This window comes from uncultured Paracoccus sp. (genome assembly GCF_937873615.1).
In the GTDB taxonomy this organism is placed as follows: domain Bacteria; phylum Pseudomonadota; class Alphaproteobacteria; order Rhodobacterales; family Rhodobacteraceae; genus Paracoccus.
In genome coordinates, this window is record NZ_CALMYP010000058.1 from 69,202 (window position 1) to 87,481 (window position 18,280).

Below are 18,280 nucleotides of genomic sequence, written 5' to 3' on the forward strand. Positions count from 1 at the left end.
ACCCGGCGGGGGAGCCAGAATGCCATATCGCGCGCCAGTCGATCAGATCCGTTTCATCCTCAACCACGTCGTTCCCTTCGACAAGGTTGCCACGACCGTAACCTTCGCCGAGGCCAGCGGCGACATGGTCGATGCGATCCTGACCGAAGCCGGGCGCATGGCGACCGAGGTGCTGGCACCGCTGAACATTTCCGGCGACCAGACCCCGGCGCGGCTGGAAAACGGGGTGCTGCGGTCCTCTCCCGGTTTCGACAAGGGCTTTGCGGCGATTGCCGAAGGCGGCTGGATCGGGCTTTCGGCCGATCCCGAACATGGCGGCGCGGGCCTGCCGCAGGCGTTGAACATGTCGGTGGCGGAAATGACCTCGGGGGCCTGTCTTGCCCTGCAACTGAACCCGCTGCTGACCCAGGGCCAGATCGAGGCGCTGGAACATCACGCCGACGAGGCGATGAAGGCGCTTTACTTGCCGAAGCTGATCTCGGGCGAGTGGAACGGGACCATGAACCTGACCGAGCCGGGTGCCGGTTCCGATGTCGGCGCGCTGAAGACCAGGGCAGAGCCGAATGGCGACGGCACCTATGCGATCACCGGGCAGAAGATCTTCATCACCTGGGGCGACAGCGACGTGAATGAGAACACCTGCCATGCGGTGCTGGCGCGGCTGCCCGACGGGGCTCGGGGCACCAAGGGCATCAGCCTGTTCATGGTGCCGAAATACCTGCCCGACGAGGATGGCAGGCCGGGCCGCGCCAACAGCCTCAAGGTCGTCTCGCTGGAGCACAAGATGGGCATCCACGGCTCCCCCACCTGCGTCATGAGCTATGAGGGCGCGACCGGCTGGCTGATCGGGCGCGAACATGGCGGCATGGCGGCGATGTTCACGATGATGAACGCAGCCCGGCTGGGCGTCGGTGTGCAGGGCGTGGGCGTGGCCGAGGCCGCCTTGCAGAAAGCCACCGAATACGCCGCCGAGCGCGAGCAGTTCGGCCCGATCATCCGCCATGCCGATGTGCGCCGGATGCTCGCCACCTCGCGGGCCGAGGTCTTTGCCGCCCGTGCCATCTGCCTCGATTGCGCGACGGCGCTGGATCTGGCGAAGGCGACCGGCGATGCCGACTGGTCGGCGCGCGCGGCCCTGCTGACGCCGATCGCCAAGGCTTACGGCACCGATACCGGCTGCCGTGTCGCCGATGCTGCGGTGCAGGTCCATGGCGGCATGGGTTATATCGAGGAAAGCGGTGCGGCCCAGTATCTGCGCGATGTCCGTATCACCCCGATCTATGAGGGCACCAACGGCATTCAGGCCATGGATCTGGTCGGCCGCAAGATGATGGATGGCGGGGCCGCCGCCCAGGCCCTGCTGGACGAGGTTCAGGACGAGGCCCGCAAGCACAGCCAGCTTTTCCCGGAACGTTCGGAACTGGTCTGGACCGCGGCGCAGACCCTGTCCGAGGCGACCCTGCGCCTGATCGAGATGGAACTGGCCGACCGCAATGCCGGTGCGGTGCCTTACCTGTCGGCCTTCGCCCGGGTGCTCGGTGCGCATTACCACCTGCGCGCGGCGGCGGCTGGCGGCGAGGACGAGAAGATTCTGGCCCGCATCTATATCGACCGCATCCTGCCCCGCTACGAGGCCGATCTGGCCGAGCTGTTTGCCGGCGTGGCCGATCTGGACGCGATCAGCGACAGGGCGCTTGGCCTCGCATGAGTGCCGCCGTCAGCCACCCGTGGGAGGAAGCACCCGCCAGTGGCGCAGCGATAGATGTCGCGCCGGGTGTCAAGTGGATGCGCCTGCCGCTGCCGATGAGACTCGATCATGTGAATGTCTATGCGCTGGATGATGGCGATGGCTGGACCCTGGTCGATACCGGCTTCGACAGCGCCAGAAGCCGGGCGGTCTGGCAGTTGCTGCTGGACGGCCCGCTTGAGGGGCGGCCCGTCAACCGCGTCATCGCCACCCATCATCATCCCGACCATCTGGGTCTGGCCGGCTGGTTCATGGATCACGGCGCGGCATTCTGGACGACGCGCACCGCATGGCTGACAGCGCGGATGCTTGTTCTCGACGAACAGGCAGCACCTTCGCCCGAGAGCATCGCCTTCTGGCGCGAGGCCGGCATGCCGCCCGATCTTCTGGCCACCCGAGCCACGGAGCGGCCCTTCAATTTCTGCGATTGCGTGCATCCGATCCCGCTTGGCTATCGCCGCATCTGCGGCGGCGACGTGCTGCAATTCGGCGGTCGCAGCTGGCGGGTCGAGATCGGCCATGGCCATGCGCCCGAACATGCGACCTTCTGGTCGCTCGACGACGATCTGGTCATCGGCGGCGACCAGCTTCTGCCCGGTATCTCGCCCAATCTCGGCGTCTACCCGACCGAGCCCGAGGCCGATCCGGTCGGCGAATGGCTGGAAAGCTGCGACCGTTTCGCAGGGATGGCCGAGGATCGTCATCTGGTCCTGCCCGGACACAAGCTGCCCTTTACCGGCCTGCCTGCGCGGCTGGCGCAGATGCGCGACAATCACCTGTCAGCGCTCGACCGGGTGGTCGCGGCCATGGGCGAATCGCCCCTGACGGCGGTCGGCTGCTTTCCGTCGCTGTTCAAGCGGCCCATCGGGACGGCGGAATTCGGACTGGCCTTGGTGGAATCGGTGGCGCATGTGAACAATCTCGCCCGGGCCGGGCGGATCGTCCGCACCGGTCACGATGACCGGGGTGGCGCACTTTGGCGTGCAGCGGCGTGACAGCGCCGTCGCGATAGGCTATGGAAGGCCAAAACCTACGGCATTGAGGGACTGGCCATGGCTGATCATAACGTAACCGAGCACGATCACGGCACGATGGATATCCGCGAGCACGAGAAGACTTTCACCGGCTTCGTCCGTTTCTCGACCTGGTTCTGTATCGTTACAGCGGTCGTTCTGGTCTTCATGGCACTCGCGAACGCCTGATGCTGCGCCGGATCCTGCTTGCGCTCGCGCTGCCGCTGTTGCTGGCGGCCTGCGGCGCCGATAACCGATGGGCCAGCGACGAGGCGGTGCGCAATGCCCGCTATACCTCGAACGAGCAGCCCTCGATTGCCCTGATGACCATCATCGGTCTGCCGCGTGGCGAAGGCGGGCATTCGGCGCTTCTGATCAATGGCAGCCAGCAGATCATCTTCGATCCGGCGGGCAGTTTCGTGCATCCCAAGGCACCGGAACGCCATGACGTGCTTTACGGCATCACGCCGCAGATGCGGAACGTCTATATCGACTATCACGCCCGCGATCTCCCGGGCGAGCGCTATTACGTCACCGTCGATACCGTCCCGGTCTCGCGCGAGGTGGCCGATGCGGCGATTCGCGCGGCCGAGGGCAATGGCGCGGTCAGCAAGGCGTTCTGCGCGACCGGCGTCTCGACCGTGCTGCGCTCCACCCCCGGCTTCCAGGGCGCGCCGGGCGGGTTCAGCCCGTTGAGGCTGCGCGAATGGTTCCTGAGCGTGCCCGGCGTGACCACGGCGGAATATCGCGATGGCGATCCGCGGCTGGTGCATGGCGATCTGCTGAAGATGAGCGACGGCTCGCTGCGGACCTACGACAGGTAAAGCCCAAGGCTCAGCGTGGCCGCCCCGGCAAGGATGGCGGCCAATGCGCTGCGGCTGAGAAAGCCGACCAGCACGGTTGCTGCGGCGGCTGCCAGCCGCGCCGGATCGGTCTGCCCGCCGGTTGCCGCCGGCCAGACCACCAGCGGTGCGGCCAGTGCCGGCAGCACCGCGACCGGCGTATAGCGCAGCATTCTCAGCAGCCAGTCCGGCATCGGCCGGTTGCCGAGCGCGCCAAGGAAGCTGTAGCGCATGAAGAATGTGCCGGCGCCGACCACGGCGATGATCAGCCAGATTTCCAGCGTGCTGTAATGGCTCATGCGCCCGCCCTCCGCCGCAGGGTCAGGGTCTCGATCCCGGCCCCGGTCAGCATGGCCAGCAGCGCCGCGATCATCGGCCCGACCCCTGCCGGAAGCGTGCCGAGCGCCAGCGACACCACCACCGCGACCGTTGCCGCCGCGACATGGGCAGGGGTGCGCAGGGCCGGGGCGATCATGGCCAGAAAGGTGATCGGCACGGTGAAATCCAGCGGGATGCTGGCCGGGATGGCCCGGCCCGCCGTCGCGCCGATGAAGCAGAAGACGATCCACGAGCCGCACATCAGAATGGCGGTGCCGGTGAAATAGGCCAGCCGCTGGCCCATGCTCAGCTTCGGGACATTCTGGAAATGCTCGATCGACAGCACATAGGTCTGGTCGATCAGCGAATAGGCGACTGCCGCCCGTGCCGGCTGCGACGCCCCGCCGAGCCAGGGCACCATCGAGGCCGAATACATCGCCATGCGCAGGTTCACCGCCAGCGATGACAGGATCACCAGCCAGACCGGCGCGTGATCGGTCATCAGCTGCACGGCGGTGAATTGCGAGGCCCCGGCCAGAACCAGCACGGTGAAGCCCATGACCTCGGCCAGGTTGAAGCCGGCCTTGGTCGCGACGACGCCGAACAGCAGGCCGAAGGGCACGATCACCAGCAGGAAGGGCGTCGATTGCACGGCACCGTGGATCACGCTCTGCATCGGCGTGCGGGCAAGGGCGCGGGCGCGGGCCGCGTCGATCGCGGCCGCCCGGCGCGAGGGGCGTTGCGTGGTCTGTGTCATCTTGTCAAAGGAGGCAGTTCTTCAGCCCGGTCAACATATCGGCGCGCGGGCCGGGTGCAACCCCTTGCGCGCCGGGGCGGTTATTCCGTCTGTCCGAACAGGCCGGCGGCGCGGGCCAGCAGCATGAAGGCAAGCGCGGACCGGGTCTGCGCCATCCAGATGATCTCGTCATCGCCGAGTTCCGGCATCAGCACCGTCACGCTGCGGTCGAAAAGGCGCAGGAAATGGTGCACGGCATCGCGAAACACCTCGTCGCCACGCATGGCTGCGGTTGCGACGTCCAGCATCTCGGGGTCGCGAACGGCGCCCACGGTGCCGACGGCATTGCCGCGCTGCCCCTCGGCAAAGCGGCGCCAGGCGGCGACATCAGCCGGGCCGGCATCCAGATCGTCGGTATAGATGCCGCGATCTGCCAGCAGCGTGATCACGTCCTGGGCGCTGCGGATCAGCCGCGCATGTTCAGGATCGCGCAGCGCCTCGCGCAGGGCGGCGATGGCGGCGTGGTCCTCGGGGCCTTCGGGGAAATTCAGCGCCCGGATGACGGTGACCGGGGCCAGTTCGACCGGCTCCGGCGCGTCGAGACCCAGCGAGGTCTGGCGCGGATCACTTGCCGCCGCATGGGCGCGTTCATCGGTGCGGCGGGCAGGGGCGGCGGGCCTGGCGATCTGTCGCGTCGTGGTTGATGGGGCGGGCTGATAGGCAGCGGCATGGACAGGCTCGCTCGCCTTTCGCGGATCGGCGCGGCGCATCGCCGCCTGCGCCATCTCGGCGCGCAGGCCCTCGGCCTCGGCCTTCAGCCGGTCGATGGCCTGTGCAAGCCCCACCGCCATCCAGATCAGCACGAGCGGCATCAGCGCCGCCACGACCGAGATCCAGCCCGGCGCGCCCGCCGCGCCGTCGCCGCCCGAGGTCAGCCAGAAGATCAGCAGCATCACCAGCCACAGCACCGTCAGCGCCGCGCCGATGATCAGCGCGCGTCCGCCGCGCGCCATGCCGCCGAGCGGGCTGGCCATCAGGCGAACCGGACCGACAGGATTTCATAGCTGCGCAATCCGCCCGGGGTCTGCACATCGACGGAATCGCCCTCTTCCTTGCCGATCAGCGCCCGGGCCAGCGGCGAGCGCAGGTTCAGCAGCCCCTTTTCAAGGTTGGCCTCGTGCTCGCCGACGATCTGATAGCTTTTTTCCTCGTCGGTATCCTCGTCCAGCAGCAGCACGGTGGCGCCGAACTTGATCCCGCCGGACAGCTTGGCCGGGTCGATCACCTCGGCCCGCGACAGCACCGCTTCCAATTCGGTGATGCGGCCTTCGATGAAGCTCTGCTTCTCGCGCGCCGAGTGGTATTCGGCGTTTTCCGACAGATCGCCATGGGCACGCGCCTCGGCGATGGCGGCGATGATGGCCGGCCGCTCCTTGCCCTTGAGATCGCGCAGCTCGGCATCGAGCGTCTCATAGCCGCCACGGGTCATCGGGATCTTTTCCATCGTCTTTCCTGTCTAACGTCTTGCCGCACGGCCTGTCCGCGCGATGAAATTTGGAGAAAGCCCCCGCCAAGCAAATGGCAGGGGCGCGATTCCGTTCTGCCAAGCGTTCCCCGATCCGGGATCATATTGCAAGAGAAACGCGTGTCCGGCGGCGGCGGACCGCTGACCGGGCGGGCCGGGCCCCGAAAACCCGGCAAAGATTGCGCTAACGATGGTCCTGAGCCACCGCGTAACGATTGCCGCGCGATCCGGCAGCGTCTAGGACTGAGCCAGTTGTTTAAAGCCGGAGGACGCCATGAACGATCAGGACAGCACCGTCGAACGCGAGGCGATGGAATTTGACGTGGTGATCGTGGGCGGCGGACCTGCCGGTCTTTCGGCGGCGATCCGGCTGAAGCAGATAGATGCCGACCTGAACGTGGTGGTGCTGGAAAAAGGCAGCGAGATCGGCGCGCATATCCTCTCGGGTGCGGTGCTGGACACCTCGGGGCTGGATGCGCTGATTCCGGACTGGAAGGAAAAGGGCGCCCCGATCACGCAGGAGGTCACCCACGACAATTTCTATATCCTCGGTGAGGCCGGGCAGGTGCGGGTGCCGAACTGGCCGATGCCGCCGCTGATGTCGAACCACGGCAAATACATCGTCTCCATGGGCAACGTTACCCGCTGGATGGCCGAACAGGCCGAGGCGATGGGCGTCGAGGTCTTTCCCGGCATGGCCTGTTCCGCGCTTGTCATGGAGGGCGAACGTGTGGCCGGTGTCATCGCGGGCGAGATGGGGTTGAACCCCGATGGCACGCCCGGTCCCCAATACGAACCCGGGATGGAGTTGCGCGGCAAGTATGTCCTGCTGGCCGAGGGGGTGCGCGGCTCGCTCTCCAAGGAAGTGATCGCGAAATACGACCTGTCCGCAGGGCATGAGCCGCAGAAATTCGGCCTCGGGATGAAAGAGATCTGGGAGGTCGATCCGGCCAAGTTCAAGCCCGGCACCGTGACCCATACGATGGGCTGGCCGCTTGGCAAGAATGCCGGCGGCGGCAGCTTCATCTATCACATGGACAACAATCAGGTGCTGGTCGGCTTCGTCGTCCACCTGAATTACGCCAACCCCTACCTGTATCCCTATATGGAGTTTCAGCGCGCCAAGCATCACCCGCTGATCGCCGACCTGCTGGAGGGCGGCAAGCGTGTCGCCTACGGCGCCCGCGCCATCACCGAGGGAGGCTGGCAGTCGATCCCGAAACTGACTTTCCCGGGCGGCGCGCTGCTGGGCTGTTCGGCCGGGCTGGTGAACGTGCCGCGGATCAAGGGCAACCACAACGCCATGCTGTCCGGCATTGCCGCCGCCAATGCCGCCGCCGCCGCGATTGCGGAAGGTCGCGAGGGTGACGAGCTGGTGGCTTATGAAGACGACCTGCGCTCTGGCACGATTGCCAAGGACCTGAAGAAGGTGCGCAACGTCAAGCCGCTCTGGTCGAAGCTCGGCCTGACCTCCAGCCTGGCGCTTGGCGGTTTCGACATGTGGGTGGCGAACCTGACCGGCTGGAACCCGCTGGGGACCTGGAAGCACGGAAAGACCGATGCGCAGGCGACCGGAAAGGCCGCGAATTTCAAGGAAATCGCCTATCCGAAGCCGGATGGAAAGCTGTCCTTCGACCGTCTGACCAATGTCAGCTTCAGCTTCACCAATCACGAGGAAAGCCAGCCCTGCCACCTGAAACTGGCCGATCCCTCGATCCCGATTTCGGTCAATCTGCCCGAATATGCGGAACCGGCGCAGCGTTACTGCCCGGCGGGCGTCTACGAGGTGATCGAGGACGCCAATGGCCCGCGCTTCCAGATCAACTTCCAGAACTGCGTCCATTGCAAGACCTGCGATATCAAGGACCCGTCGCAGAACATCAACTGGACCACGCCTCAGGGCGGTGACGGGCCGAACTACCCGAATATGTGATGTCCGCGCGCCATCCCGCTGCCGGGGTGGCGTTGCCACGCAGGCGCGGCGCGGATAGGGTCGCAGCGAAACCGGAAATCGGACGCGCTGATGAAACTTATACCCTCGCTCGCACTCGCCTGCCTGATCTCGCTGCCGGCAATCGGGCCGGGTCATGCGCAGGACGACACGCCGCCGCCGCCCCGTCCCGACCAGTTGGGCACCGAAGGCGCCGCCGCACCCTTGACCCGCGATCTGGCCGGACCCTATCTGGCCGCGCGCACGGCGGTGATCGAGAATGAATTTGCCATTGCCGCCGATTATTTCCTGCGGGCATTGAAGCAGGATCCAGGCTCGGCCTATCTCAGCGACAGCGCGCTGATCGCGCTTCTGTCCGCAGGGCAGATCGACCGGGCCGTCGCGCTTGCGGATGAACGCCCCATGTCGGGGCCGGTGTCATCCCGTCTGGTCGAACTGGTCGAGCGGGCGAAGGCCGCGCAAAGCCAAGACTGGACGGTTCTGCTGGCGCAGCTTGACACAAAGGTCTCGCGCGATGACGGGTCAGAGCAGTTGCTGGACGGGATGCTGCGGGCCTGGGCGCTTCTGGGCGAAGGCAAGGCCGCCGATGCCGATGCCGCTTTCAACCGTGTCCGCCAGATCGGCGGTGCCGATGGGCTGGTCGACTACCATCTGGCACTGGCAAAGGCGCTTGTCGGCGATTTCGAGGCTGCCGCAAAGCTGCTGCACAGCGATACGCCCGAAGGCAATGTCCTGGCCGCCGTCGCCGAGGCGCAGGTCCTGGCCCAGCTTGACCGGCGCGAGGACGCCCTGACGGTGCTGGAAAAGGTCGAGGGGATCGGCATCGACGGCGTTGCCGACGAGTTGGCCCGCAAACTCGCGGCCGGGGAGCCGGTGGAATTCGATCTGGTCAAGGACCCCCGCGACGGGATTGCCCAGGTCTTCCTGACCTTCGCGACGCTTCTGGCCAACGATATCGACCCGAACCCGCTGGCGCTGATCCATGCCCGCGTGGCCAGCTATATCTCGCCCGACATGGCCGATGCCCGGCTGATGGTCGCGCAGATGCTGCAATCCATGGGCCAGTTCGAGGAGGCCGAGGCCGAATTCGACAAGCTGCGCGAACAGGGCCAGTTGCGCCCCACGGCCGAGCTTCTGCGCATCGACGCGCTCGCCCGGGCCGACCGCATGGGCGATGCGGAAAAGGCAGCACTGGCGCTGACTGCCGCCCGGTCCGACTTGCCGCAGGGCTGGATCGCGCTTGGCGACCTGCTGCGCCAACAGGAAAAATGGGCCCAGGCCGTGCCCGCCTATGACAAGGCGCTGGCACTGATCGACGAAGGCGATCCCGACGAACGCTGGTTCCCGCTTTATGCCCGCGCCATCGCGCTGGAACGTCAGAGCCTGTTCGACCGGGCCGAGGCGGATCTGAAGGCGGCGCTGGAAATCCGCCCGGACAATGCGCAACTGCTGAACTATCTCGGCTATTCCTATGTCGATCGCGGTCAGAACATGGACGAGGCCCTGCGCCTGATCGAACGCGCGGTCGAGCTTTCGCCGGATGATGGCTATATCCTCGATTCGCTGGGTTGGGTGCTGTATCGGCTTGGCCGCTATGACGAGGCCGTGGCCCCGCAGGAACGCGCCATCGCCGCCATGGCCAGCGACCCGCTGGTGAACGATCACCTCGGCGATATCTACTGGATGGTCGGTCGCAAGCGCGAGGCGGAAATCCAGTGGAAGCGCGCGCTCAGCTTCAACCCCGAGACCGAGGCCGAGGAGACCCGCATCCGCGCCAAGCTGGATCGCGGTCTCGATGCGGTGCTGGCCGATGAGGCCGCGAATGGCGGCACCCTGCCGGAACCTGTCGATGCGCCCGCCGAGCCGGAACAGCCGGTGGAATAAGCCGCTCCGATGGTGATGACCGAATTCGCCCCCGCGAAGCTGAACCTGGCCCTGCATGTGACCGGGCAGCGCGCCGATGGCTATCACCTGCTGGATTCGCTGGTGGTTTTCGCCGCTGCCGGCGATCAGTTGCGGCTTGAGCCGGGGCCGCTTTCGCTTGGGATCGACGGGCCTTTCGCGGCGGGGCTGTTGCCGGATGAGAACCTTTGCCTCGACGCCGCCCGGCTTGCGGGTATGGAGGCCCGGATCACGCTGACCAAGAATCTGCCCGTGGCCTCGGGCCTCGGCGGCGGTTCGGCGGATGCGGCGGCGGTGCTGCGCGGGCTGGCGCGGATGGGCGCGCCCCTGCCAGCGGCGCCGGAAGGCCTCGGTGCCGATGTGCCGGTCTGCCTTGCCGGACGCCCGGCGCGGATGCGCGGTGTGGGTGAACAGATTTCGCCGCTGCCCGAACTGCCCGATCTGCATCTGGTGCTGATCAATCCGCGCCAGCCGGTTTCGACCCCCGAGGTCTTTCGCGGGCTGGCGCGGAAGGACAATCCGCCGCTGCCCGATCTGCCGGGGCGTTTCGATCTGGCCGGGCTCATTGGCTATCTGGCGCTCTGCCGCAATGACCTTGAGGAACCGGCCATGGCGCTGTGCCCGGCCATCGCCAAGGTGCTGCGCGCGCTTGAGGATGAGGGCGCGCTTCTGGCGCGGATGTCGGGGTCGGGGGCAAGCTGCTTCGGCATTTTCGACAGCGCCCGTGCCGGCGGGCTGGCGGCTTACCGGATCGGGGCGAGCTATGAGGATTGGTGGATCACCGCGACAGGACTCGCGCCGGAACCGGCGGCGGGCTAATCTGGCGGCGATGGAGGTGCCGGAATGCTGAGACTTGGCGTGAATATCGACCATGTGGCGACGATCCGCAACGCGCGCGGCACGCCCTGGCCCGACCCGATGCGGGCCGCGAAACTGGTCGAGGAAGCCGGTGCGGATGGTATTACCGCCCATCTGCGCGAGGATCGGCGCCATATCGCGGATGCCGATATCGACGCGCTGATGGAAGGCTTGCGCCTGCCCCTGAACCTGGAAATGGCGGCCACAGCCGAGATGCAGACCATCGCGCTGCGCCACAAGCCCCATGCCATCTGCCTGGTGCCCGAAAAGCGCGAGGAGCGCACGACCGAAGGGGGCTTGGACGTGGCCGGCAATGACAATGCGCTGGCACATTACATCACGCCCCTGCGCGAGGCCGGCAGCCGGGTGTCGATGTTCATCGGTGCCCAGCCGGACCAGATCCGCGCCTCGGCCCGGATCGGGGCGGCGGTGGTGGAACTCCATACCGGTGCCTATGCGGATTACGATACCGAGGGCCGGATTGCCGAACGCGATGCCGAACTGGCCGCCATCCGCGAGGGCGCGGCACTGGCGGCGAGCCTTGGGCTGGAGGTTCATGCCGGCCACGGACTGACCTTCGACAATGTCGGCCCCATCGCCGCCATCCCCGAGATCCGCGAGCTGAATATCGGCCATTTCCTGATCGCGGAATCGGTCTTCATCGGCTTGCCCGCCGCCATCCGAGAGATGCGCCGGCGCATGGACGAGGCCCGGGGATGAGAAAAATTCTGCCGATATTTCTGATGCTTGCGTTGCCCGCCGGGGCGCAGTCGGTGAACGAATGCGGCGAATGGACCTCGGCCCGGAACCTGCCCGAGCCGTGGGAGCAGCATACCGCCACCTATGCCAAGGGACGCATCCGCCTGGCGGTGCTGGACACGCTGGAACCGGCGGCGGCGGCGATGCATCTGATGGTGCTTTCGCCGCCCCTCGATGAGTTGGGAGAGCGGCAGTGCCGCACCGTGTCCATGGGGCCGGCGGTCACGGCGCAGGGCTGGCCGGTCGGGTTTCTCAGCCTCGATTTCGCGGCGCGAGAGGCGCGTTACGACCCTGAACAGGGCCTTGTCGTGACCATGCTGGGCGGCGTCCATAACCCCGAGACGGGGGCCACGGATATCGGCGAGTTGACCGTGACCATCAACCAATCGACCGGAGAAATCACCGCCGAGGTTGCCGGTTCGTGATCCTGGGCATCGGCAGCGATCTCGCCAATATCGAGCGAATTCAAAAGGTTCTGGACCGGCACGGCGACCGGTTCCGCAACCGCGTCTTCACCCCGACCGAACTGGCCAAGGCCGCCCGCCGCAAGGACGAAGCCGGCACTTTGGCGAAGCGTTGGGCGGCCAAGGAGGCCTGTTCAAAGGCGCTTGGTACCGGGCTGGCGATGGGGATCAGCTGGAAGGACATGGCGGTCTCGAACCTGCGCACGGGACAGCCGGTCATGGCGCTGACCGGCTGGGCGGCGGAGCGGTTGGCGACGATGACACCCCCCGGACAGCGGGCTGTGGTTCATGTCACCCTGACCGATGACCACCCCTGGGCGCAGGCCTTTGTCGTCATCGAGGCACTGCCAGCGGACGGCTGAAACCGGCCTGCATAACCCGTCCATACTGCGTACATACCCTGTGCATATCCCGTCGATACGCGCGGCGGGTCATTCCGGGCGCAGGCTGGTCTCGTTATGCACCGCCCGGCGGCGGCTGCGGGCGGCCTTGATCAGGGTGTAGGAATAGATCACCAGTGCCGCCCAGATCAGCGGGAAGGCGATGCGCTTGGCGCCGTCGAAAGGTTCCCCGAAGACCAGCACGGCGATCAGGAAGACCATGGTCGGGGTAATGTATTGCAGGATGCCGATGGTCGAGAGCTTCAGCAGCTTGGCGGCATTGGCATAGAAGATCAGCGGCACCGCCGTGACCGGCCCGCAGCCGATCAGCAGCAGCGTGTCGCGCCAGTTGCGCCCGAAATGGCCGCCGCCCTGGGCGTGAAGCCAGAACAGATAGGCAAGCGCCGGGATCGACAGGATGGCGACTTCAAGCAGGAAGCCCTGATTCGGGCCAAGCGGCAGACTGCGCTTGAAGAAGGCATAGAACCCCCAGGAGAAGAACAGCCCCACCGCCACAAGCGGCAGGCTGCCGGTTTCCAGCGTCAGGATCACCACAGCCAGCGCCGCCAGCCCGACCGCCACCCATTGCAGCCGACCGAGCCGCTCGCCCAGCAACAGGGCGGCGAGGCAGATGGAAAAGAGCGGGTTGATATAATAGCCAAGCGCCGCCTCCATGGCGCGATCATTGCCGACGGACCAGACATAGATCATCCAGTTCACGGTAATAAGCGTCGCCGTCAGCGCCGCCATGGCCAAGAGCCGGGGGCGGGTCAGCGCGGCGCGGAAATCGGCGCTGCGGCCGGTGACAATCAGAACGCCCGCCGCAATCGGCAGCGACCAGAGAACGCGATGCGCGATCACCTCGGCTGGGGGGATATGTGCCATCGCCTTGAAATAGAGCGGCAGGACACCCCAGAAGAGATAGGTCGTCAGCGCGAAGGCCAGACCTTTCGGCGAATCGGTATATGTGGGCTTGGCACTCATCGCGCGGAGACTAGCTTGCGGTTTCGGGGAAGGGCAGGGGTGATCGGCGGGAATGCTCTCATTGCCGGAGACGGGCGGTTAATCCGTTGCACTTGCAGGTCGCGTCGGTCTGTATGTGCGGGACGGCAGTATGGCCGCAGATTGCAGAGGTAAACGATGTTCAAGACGACAGTTTTTGCATTTGGCATGGCCATGATGGCCGGTGCGGGTTTTGCGCAGGACGCACCCGATGCCGACCTGACCATATCGGCGGCCCGCAACCAGTTGGGCGTGCTGGAATATTGCCAGGCCGAGGGCCATATCGACGGGGCCGCCGTCGAGATTCAGGGCCGGATGATCGGTATGCTGGCACCCGCCGTTGACGAGGAGGCCGTGAACGCCGCCTATGAGAAGGGCAAGGAAGGCACTGTCAGTGCCATGGGCATCGAGCAGACGCTGGCCGATGCCGCCAAGACGCAGGGTGTCGATGAGGCCGCGCTGTGCACCCAACTGGCCCAGCTGGTTCAGCAGGCTGGCGCGCAGTTGCCGCAGTAAGACTCGGCTGAAATGAAGAAGCGCCGGGGCATCTGTCCCGGCGCTTTGCGTTCCGGCTGGCGTGACCGTGGCTGTCAGCCCAGTCCGGGCTGGTCGAGCAGGGTGGTGCCGTCGCGGCTTTCGATCTCGATCAGCCAGAGGTCGGGATCGAAACCGGCTTCGCGGGCGGTGATGGCGTCGATTTCGGGTTCAGGGCCTTCGGCGATCAGCACCCACGGTCTTCGGTCGCTTTCGAAATCCCATTCGCGCCGCCAGAGCGTCGCCTTGCCGTCCAGCGTGGCGCATTTGACCATGATCGCGCCCGCCGTGTCGTCGCCGTGGCGGGTGACATAGGCGGGGATGTCGGACAGCGCGAGCCGGCGCAGATAGGCGCCGACCCAGACATGCGCGGCAAGGCGCGCCTCAGCCATCGTTGAAGTCGAGGCCCATTTCGGTGAAGCGTTCCTTTTCGTCCAGCCATTTTTCGCGGACCTTCACGGTCAGGAACAGGTGGACGGGCCGGCCAAGGAAGTCCGACAGCTCCTCGCGCGAGGCCTTTCCGACGGCGCGGATCGCCTCGCCCTTGTGGCCGAGCACGATGCCCTTGTGGCCGTCGCGGGCGACATAGATGATCTGGTCGATTTTCGCGCTGCCGTCCTTGCGGTCCTCCCAGTTCTCGGTTTCCACGGTCAGCTGGTAGGGCAGTTCCTCGTGGAGCCGCAGGGTCAGCTTTTCGCGGGTGATCTCGGCGGCGATCATGCGCATGGGCAGGTCGGCGATCTGGTCTTCGGGGTAAAGCCAGGGGCCGGCGGGCAGTTCGGCGCCCAGCCATGCCTTCAGGTCGTCGCAGCCATAGCCCTTCTCGGCCGAGATCATGAAGGTGTTGGTGAAGGGATAGGCCTCGTTCATCTGCTGCGAGAGCGCCAGCAGGTGTTCGGCCTTGAGGCGGTCGATCTTGTTGATGGCAAGGGCCACCGGGCGGTCGCCGGCGGTTTCCTTGAGCTGGTCGAGGATCGCCTGCACGCCTTCGGTCAACCCGCGATGGGCCTCGATCAGCAGCACGATGATATCGGCATCCGAGACGCCCCCCCAGGCGGCGGCGACCATGGACCGATCCAGCCGGCGGCGCGGGCGGAAGATGCCGGGCGTGTCGACGAAGACGATCTGGGCCGCGCCCTCCATGGCGATGCCGCGGATGCGGGCGCGGGTGGTCTGGACCTTGTGGGTCACGATCGACACCTTGGCCCCGACCATGCGGTTCAGCAGCGTGGATTTGCCGGCATTCGGTTCGCCGATCAGGGCGACGAAGCCGGCGCTTGTGTGTGGGGTCTCGGTCATGGATGGGGTCCGGTGATAGGGGGCAGGTGGTGGCTCATGCGCCGATCAGTTTCAGCAGTTCCGTGGCGGCGGCCTGTTCGATGCTGCGCTTGGTGCCCTTGCCCGAGGCCACGGCGCTTTGGCCATCGTCCAGCGTCACGGTGATCTCGAATTCGGGGGCGTGGTCGGGGCCCTTGCGGCCCGTGACAGCGTATTTCGGCGGTGTCATGCCCTTGGCCTGCGCCCATTCCTGCAATGCGGTCTTGGCGTCGCGGGCGTCGTCCTCGACATTGTCCAGCCGGTCGGCCCAGAGGTTCAGCACCACCGCCTGCGCGGTGGCGAAGCCGGCATCGAGATAGATCGCGGCCAGCACGGCTTCCATCGCGTCGGCCAGAAGCGCCTCCTTGCGGCGGCCACCGGACATCATTTCCGAGCGGCCGAGTTTCAGCACGTCGCCGAGGCCGATCTCGCGGGCGATCTCGGCGCAGGTCTCGCCACGCACCAGGGTATTGTAGCGCGGCGCGAGCTGGCCTTCGGAGGCGGCGCGGTCGGCGCGGAACAGCGCCTCGGCGATGGTCAGGCCAAGCACCCGGTCGCCGAGGAATTCCAGCCGCTGGTTGTCGGGACGGGTGGGCGAGGCGACGGAGCCGTGGGTCAGCGCCCGGATCAGCAGTTCGGGGCGCGCGAAGTCATGGCCCAGCCGGGCCATGAAGTCGCGCAGTTCCCCGGCCACCTTCAATGGATCGCCTTGAAGAAGCGGTCGCCGCGCCAGGTCCAGAAGTAGAGCAGCGATTTCCCGGCCGAGGAGAAGATGATCCGGTCGGCGCGTCCGATCAGGTATTCCGCCGGCACGAAGCCAAGCCCGCCGCTGGTCGCGGGGAAGCGCGAATCCTGCGAATTGTCGCGGTTGTCACCCATGAAGAAGTAATTGCCTTCCGGCACGGTAAAGACATTGGTCGAATCGACCATCCAGCCATCAATGATGTTGAGCACGTCGTGGCCGGTGCCGCCGGGCAGGGTCTCGGTCATGCGCTGCTTGATGCATTGCCCGCCTTCCGGCACCGGGTCGTTGGCGCAGCGCGGCATCAGCTGCTGGCTGCCCTGCGGGGCCTTCAACTCGACGAAATCGGGCATGTCCTCGTAGGTGGCCGGCTCGCCATTGATGATCAGCTTGCCGTCCTGCATCTGCACGGTATCGCCGGGCAGGCCGATCACGCGCTTGATGAAATCGACGCCTTGGGTCGGGTGGCGGAAGACGACGACATCGCCACGCTCGGGCTCCGATGCGAGGATGCGGCCCGAGATCGGGCAGACCGAAAACGGGCAGGAGACGGCGGCATAGCCGTAAGCCATCTTGTTCACGAACAGGAAATCGCCGATCAGCAGCGTGTCCTTCATGCTGCCCGAGGGGATCCAGAAGGGCTGGAAGAACAGCGTGCGGAAGACGCCCGCGATGATCAGCGCCCAGAACACGGTCTTGACCGTTTCCCAGATGCCTTCCTTCTTGTCCGCCTTGGCTGCCATGATCCGTCCTTCGGGCTTGCTGTATCCCGGCTGAATGGTGCCGGGGGGGCGGAAAGTCAAGCAATGCAAGGCGCAAGGGCCGTGGAACGCGCGGCGGTGATTGATCCGTCGGGCGTTCAGAACGGTGCCCTGGCCGAGAAATTCATCTGCACTCCGCTTTCGGGATGCTTGAAGCGCAGCGATTCGGCGTGGAGCATGAGCCGGGGATGATCCGCCGCAGCCCCCGAGGCGTAAAGCGGATCGCCGAGGATCGGGTGGCCGGTCTCGGCCATGTGGACGCGAAGCTGGTGGCTGCGCCCGGTCAGCGGCATCAGGCGGATGCGGGTCTCGGTATCGTTGGCGCGGACCACGCGCCAGTCGGTTTGCGCGGGGCGGCCAGCCTCGAAATCGACCTTCTGGCGCGGGCGGTTCGGCCAGTCGACGATCAGCGGCAGATCGACGGTGCCGGTCTTCTCGGTCACGCGACCGGCGACGCGGGCGATATAGGTCTTCTTCGTCTTCCGCTCCTCGAACTGTTTCGACAGGTGGCGCTGCGCATGGGGCGTCAGCGCGAAGACCATCACCCCGGAGGTGTCGAGGTCGAGCCGGTGGACCAGAAGCACGGTCGGAAAGGCGCCGCGCAGACGCTCGATCAGGCAGTCGGCCTTGTCCTCGCCCCGGCCGGGGACCGAGAGCAGGCCGGCCTGCTTGTCGACGACCAGAACCTCGTGATCGTGATGCAGGATCACCGGCGGATCGGGCGGGGGCGCATAGGTGAAGGTCATTTCGTGACCAGACGCAGGGCAAGCCCGCCGAGGATCAGCGCCGCGATCCGGTTGAGGACGCCCAGATGCCGGCCAAGGCGCATCCCGAGCAGGCCGGAGAGGACGCCGTATCCGATGGTGATCAGCGTGCCGGTGACGGTGAAGATCAGCCCGAGGCCGAGGATCTGTTGCCAGACCGGGCCGTATTCGGGCCGGGTGAAGGGCGGCAGGAAAGCCAGCAGGAACAGCACCGGCTTGGGGTTGAGGATATTGGACAGCGCACCGCGCCGGATGATCCGCCAGGCGCTTTCGGGGGTGCGGGTTGCGGGGGCATGAGGCTCGGCATGCCAGCTTTGCCAGGCGAGCAGCAGCAGATAGGCGGCACCGAGATATTTGATCGCGGTCAGAAGCTGCGGATAGGCCGCCGCGACGGCACCGAGGCCGATGGTGGCAAGGGTCAGGTGGAAGCTGACGCCGATGCCCACGCCCAGCCCGGCCAATGCGCCGGCGCGCGGGCCGCCCCTCAGCCCGCAGGCGGTGGCGAACATCACGTCCTGCCCCGGCGCCAGGTTGAGAAGCAGGCCGCCGCCGACGAAGGTCAGAAGGCTGGCCTGCGGGATATTGGCGATGGTGTCCCAGATCATGCGCGCCCCCCCTCTCGGGCCGTTTTCGCCTGACTAGCGCAGCCGGGGCGGCTTGACGAG

The 18,280-nt window shown here is 66.3% G+C and carries 22 protein-coding genes; 11 read left to right on the forward strand and 11 right to left on the reverse strand.

The genetic code is table 11. The features are described from left to right. Positions 1-19 precede the first annotated feature (19 nt). The 4 genes from Q0330_RS14105 to Q0330_RS14120 are packed head-to-tail and all read left to right on the forward strand — an operon-like array spanning position 20 to position 3,584. Positions 20-1,708 (forward strand): acyl-CoA dehydrogenase, encoded by a 1,689-nt coding sequence (locus Q0330_RS14105; protein ID WP_299480634.1) that lies wholly within the window; start codon positions 20-22, stop codon positions 1,706-1,708. Next, positions 1,705-2,742, forward strand: coding sequence for an MBL fold metallo-hydrolase (locus Q0330_RS14110; RefSeq protein ID WP_299480637.1), 1,038 nt, complete (start codon positions 1,705-1,707; stop codon positions 2,740-2,742). The genes Q0330_RS14105 and Q0330_RS14110 overlap by 4 nt, the downstream gene beginning before the upstream one ends. A gap of 57 nt (positions 2,743-2,799) precedes the next feature. Beyond that, entirely contained in the window at positions 2,800-2,949 is a 150-nt protein-coding gene (locus Q0330_RS14115) for an aa3-type cytochrome c oxidase subunit IV (protein WP_299480640.1), read from the forward strand. Next, positions 2,949-3,584, forward strand: a complete 636-nt coding sequence (locus Q0330_RS14120; RefSeq protein WP_299480643.1) for a hypothetical protein — start codon at positions 2,949-2,951, stop codon at positions 3,582-3,584. Before Q0330_RS14115 ends, Q0330_RS14120 begins: the two co-directional genes overlap by 1 nt. On the opposite strand, the gene Q0330_RS14125 is transcribed toward Q0330_RS14120, so the two are convergent. The 4 genes from Q0330_RS14125 to greA form a co-directional block, all read right to left on the reverse strand. Further along, entirely contained in the window at positions 3,572-3,901 is a 330-nt protein-coding gene (locus tag Q0330_RS14125; protein ID WP_299480646.1) for an AzlD domain-containing protein, read from the reverse strand. The genes Q0330_RS14120 and Q0330_RS14125 overlap by 13 nt on opposite strands. Continuing rightward, positions 3,898-4,596, reverse strand: a complete 699-nt coding sequence (locus tag Q0330_RS14130; protein ID WP_299480801.1) for an AzlC family ABC transporter permease — start codon at positions 4,594-4,596, stop codon at positions 3,898-3,900. The genes Q0330_RS14125 and Q0330_RS14130 overlap by 4 nt, the downstream gene beginning before the upstream one ends. A gap of 161 nt (positions 4,597-4,757) precedes the next feature. Continuing rightward, complete coding sequence (locus Q0330_RS14135; RefSeq protein WP_299480649.1) at positions 4,758-5,690, reverse strand: hypothetical protein; 933 nt, start codon at positions 5,688-5,690, stop codon at positions 4,758-4,760. After that, positions 5,690-6,160 (reverse strand): transcription elongation factor GreA, encoded by a 471-nt coding sequence (gene greA / locus Q0330_RS14140; RefSeq protein WP_299480652.1) that lies wholly within the window; start codon positions 6,158-6,160, stop codon positions 5,690-5,692. Before greA ends, Q0330_RS14135 begins: the two co-directional genes overlap by 1 nt. 295 nt (positions 6,161-6,455) lie before the next feature. On the opposite strand from greA, the gene Q0330_RS14145 reads away from it, so the two are divergent. From Q0330_RS14145 to acpS, 6 genes are all read left to right on the forward strand, one after another. Further along, complete coding sequence (locus tag Q0330_RS14145) at positions 6,456-8,114, forward strand: electron transfer flavoprotein-ubiquinone oxidoreductase (RefSeq protein ID WP_299480655.1); 1,659 nt, start codon at positions 6,456-6,458, stop codon at positions 8,112-8,114. A gap of 90 nt (positions 8,115-8,204) precedes the next feature. Next, positions 8,205-10,016, forward strand: coding sequence for a tetratricopeptide repeat protein (locus Q0330_RS14150; protein ID WP_299480658.1), 1,812 nt, complete (start codon positions 8,205-8,207; stop codon positions 10,014-10,016). Positions 10,017-10,031: 15 nt separating this feature from the next. Then, the gene (locus tag Q0330_RS14155; RefSeq protein WP_299480661.1) at positions 10,032-10,853 is read left to right on the forward strand and encodes a 4-(cytidine 5'-diphospho)-2-C-methyl-D-erythritol kinase; all 822 of its coding nucleotides are present in this window, start codon (positions 10,032-10,034) and stop codon (positions 10,851-10,853) included. 24 nt (positions 10,854-10,877) lie between these two features. Further along, positions 10,878-11,612, forward strand: coding sequence for a pyridoxine 5'-phosphate synthase (locus Q0330_RS14160; protein WP_299480664.1), 735 nt, complete (start codon positions 10,878-10,880; stop codon positions 11,610-11,612). A 23-nt stretch (positions 11,613-11,635) separates the two neighbouring features. Beyond that, positions 11,636-12,076, forward strand: coding sequence for a hypothetical protein (locus tag Q0330_RS14165; RefSeq protein WP_299480667.1), 441 nt, complete (start codon positions 11,636-11,638; stop codon positions 12,074-12,076). Continuing rightward, entirely contained in the window at positions 12,073-12,477 is a 405-nt protein-coding gene (acpS, locus tag Q0330_RS14170; RefSeq protein ID WP_299480670.1) for a holo-ACP synthase, read from the forward strand. Before Q0330_RS14165 ends, acpS begins: the two co-directional genes overlap by 4 nt. Positions 12,478-12,546: 69 nt before the next feature. Here the strand turns inward: acpS and rarD are convergent, their stop codons facing one another. After that, positions 12,547-13,479, reverse strand: coding sequence for an EamA family transporter RarD (gene rarD, locus Q0330_RS14175; protein ID WP_299480673.1), 933 nt, complete (start codon positions 13,477-13,479; stop codon positions 12,547-12,549). Between the two features lie 156 nt (positions 13,480-13,635). On the opposite strand from rarD, the gene Q0330_RS14180 reads away from it, so the two are divergent. Beyond that, positions 13,636-14,013: a pore-forming ESAT-6 family protein gene (locus Q0330_RS14180; protein WP_299480676.1), complete on the forward strand. Its 378-nt coding sequence runs from the start codon at positions 13,636-13,638 to the stop codon at positions 14,011-14,013. 74 nt (positions 14,014-14,087) lie between these two features. On the opposite strand, the gene Q0330_RS14185 is transcribed toward Q0330_RS14180, so the two are convergent. From Q0330_RS14185 to Q0330_RS14210, 6 genes are all read right to left on the reverse strand, one after another. Next, the gene (locus Q0330_RS14185) at positions 14,088-14,423 is read right to left on the reverse strand and encodes a DUF1491 family protein (protein WP_299480679.1); all 336 of its coding nucleotides are present in this window, start codon (positions 14,421-14,423) and stop codon (positions 14,088-14,090) included. Beyond that, positions 14,416-15,330 carry a GTPase Era gene (gene era, locus Q0330_RS14190; RefSeq protein WP_299480682.1) on the reverse strand — a complete coding sequence of 305 codons (915 nt, stop codon included), beginning with the start codon at positions 15,328-15,330 and terminating at the stop codon, positions 14,416-14,418. The genes Q0330_RS14185 and era overlap by 8 nt, the downstream gene beginning before the upstream one ends. A 34-nt stretch (positions 15,331-15,364) precedes the next feature. Further along, positions 15,365-16,048, reverse strand: a complete 684-nt coding sequence (gene rnc / locus Q0330_RS14195) for a ribonuclease III (protein ID WP_299480685.1) — start codon at positions 16,046-16,048, stop codon at positions 15,365-15,367. Continuing rightward, positions 16,045-16,833 carry a signal peptidase I gene (gene lepB, locus Q0330_RS14200; protein ID WP_299480688.1) on the reverse strand — a complete coding sequence of 263 codons (789 nt, stop codon included), beginning with the start codon at positions 16,831-16,833 and terminating at the stop codon, positions 16,045-16,047. Before lepB ends, rnc begins: the two co-directional genes overlap by 4 nt. Before the next feature lie 116 nt (positions 16,834-16,949). Then, on the reverse strand, positions 16,950-17,597 hold the full coding sequence (locus Q0330_RS14205) for a pseudouridine synthase (protein WP_299480691.1): 648 nt from the start codon (positions 17,595-17,597) through the stop codon (positions 16,950-16,952). Continuing rightward, complete coding sequence (locus Q0330_RS14210) at positions 17,594-18,220, reverse strand: LysE family translocator (protein WP_299480694.1); 627 nt, start codon at positions 18,218-18,220, stop codon at positions 17,594-17,596. The genes Q0330_RS14205 and Q0330_RS14210 overlap by 4 nt, the downstream gene beginning before the upstream one ends. Positions 18,221-18,280: the final 60 nt, after the last annotated feature.

Coding starts and splice junctions, on each gene's coding strand:
- Q0330_RS14135 (WP_299480649.1), bottom strand. CDS start 5,690: ATGGCCAGCCCGCTCGGCGGCATGGCGCGCGGCGGACGCGCGCTGATC.
- greA (WP_299480652.1), bottom strand. CDS start 6,160: ATGGAAAAGATCCCGATGACCCGTGGCGGCTATGAGACGCTCGATGCC.
- era (WP_299480682.1), bottom strand. CDS start 15,330: ATGACCGAGACCCCACACACAAGCGCCGGCTTCGTCGCCCTGATCGGC.
- Q0330_RS14210 (WP_299480694.1), bottom strand. CDS start 18,220: ATGATCTGGGACACCATCGCCAATATCCCGCAGGCCAGCCTTCTGACC.
- Q0330_RS14185 (WP_299480679.1), bottom strand. CDS start 14,423: ATGGCTGAGGCGCGCCTTGCCGCGCATGTCTGGGTCGGCGCCTATCTG.
- rarD (WP_299480673.1), bottom strand. CDS start 13,479: ATGAGTGCCAAGCCCACATATACCGATTCGCCGAAAGGTCTGGCCTTC.
- Q0330_RS14205 (WP_299480691.1), bottom strand. CDS start 17,597: ATGACCTTCACCTATGCGCCCCCGCCCGATCCGCCGGTGATCCTGCAT.
- Q0330_RS14115 (WP_299480640.1), top strand. CDS start 2,800: ATGGCTGATCATAACGTAACCGAGCACGATCACGGCACGATGGATATC.
- Q0330_RS14120 (WP_299480643.1), top strand. CDS start 2,949: ATGCTGCGCCGGATCCTGCTTGCGCTCGCGCTGCCGCTGTTGCTGGCG.
- Q0330_RS14125 (WP_299480646.1), bottom strand. CDS start 3,901: ATGAGCCATTACAGCACGCTGGAAATCTGGCTGATCATCGCCGTGGTC.
- Q0330_RS14105 (WP_299480634.1), top strand. CDS start 20: ATGCCATATCGCGCGCCAGTCGATCAGATCCGTTTCATCCTCAACCAC.
- Q0330_RS14150 (WP_299480658.1), top strand. CDS start 8,205: ATGAAACTTATACCCTCGCTCGCACTCGCCTGCCTGATCTCGCTGCCG.
- lepB (WP_299480688.1), bottom strand. CDS start 16,833: ATGGCAGCCAAGGCGGACAAGAAGGAAGGCATCTGGGAAACGGTCAAG.
- Q0330_RS14180 (WP_299480676.1), top strand. CDS start 13,636: ATGTTCAAGACGACAGTTTTTGCATTTGGCATGGCCATGATGGCCGGT.
- Q0330_RS14130 (WP_299480801.1), bottom strand. CDS start 4,596: ATGCAGAGCGTGATCCACGGTGCCGTGCAATCGACGCCCTTCCTGCTG.
- Q0330_RS14155 (WP_299480661.1), top strand. CDS start 10,032: ATGACCGAATTCGCCCCCGCGAAGCTGAACCTGGCCCTGCATGTGACC.
- Q0330_RS14145 (WP_299480655.1), top strand. CDS start 6,456: ATGAACGATCAGGACAGCACCGTCGAACGCGAGGCGATGGAATTTGAC.
- Q0330_RS14165 (WP_299480667.1), top strand. CDS start 11,636: ATGCTTGCGTTGCCCGCCGGGGCGCAGTCGGTGAACGAATGCGGCGAA.
- Q0330_RS14160 (WP_299480664.1), top strand. CDS start 10,878: ATGCTGAGACTTGGCGTGAATATCGACCATGTGGCGACGATCCGCAAC.
- Q0330_RS14110 (WP_299480637.1), top strand. CDS start 1,705: ATGAGTGCCGCCGTCAGCCACCCGTGGGAGGAAGCACCCGCCAGTGGC.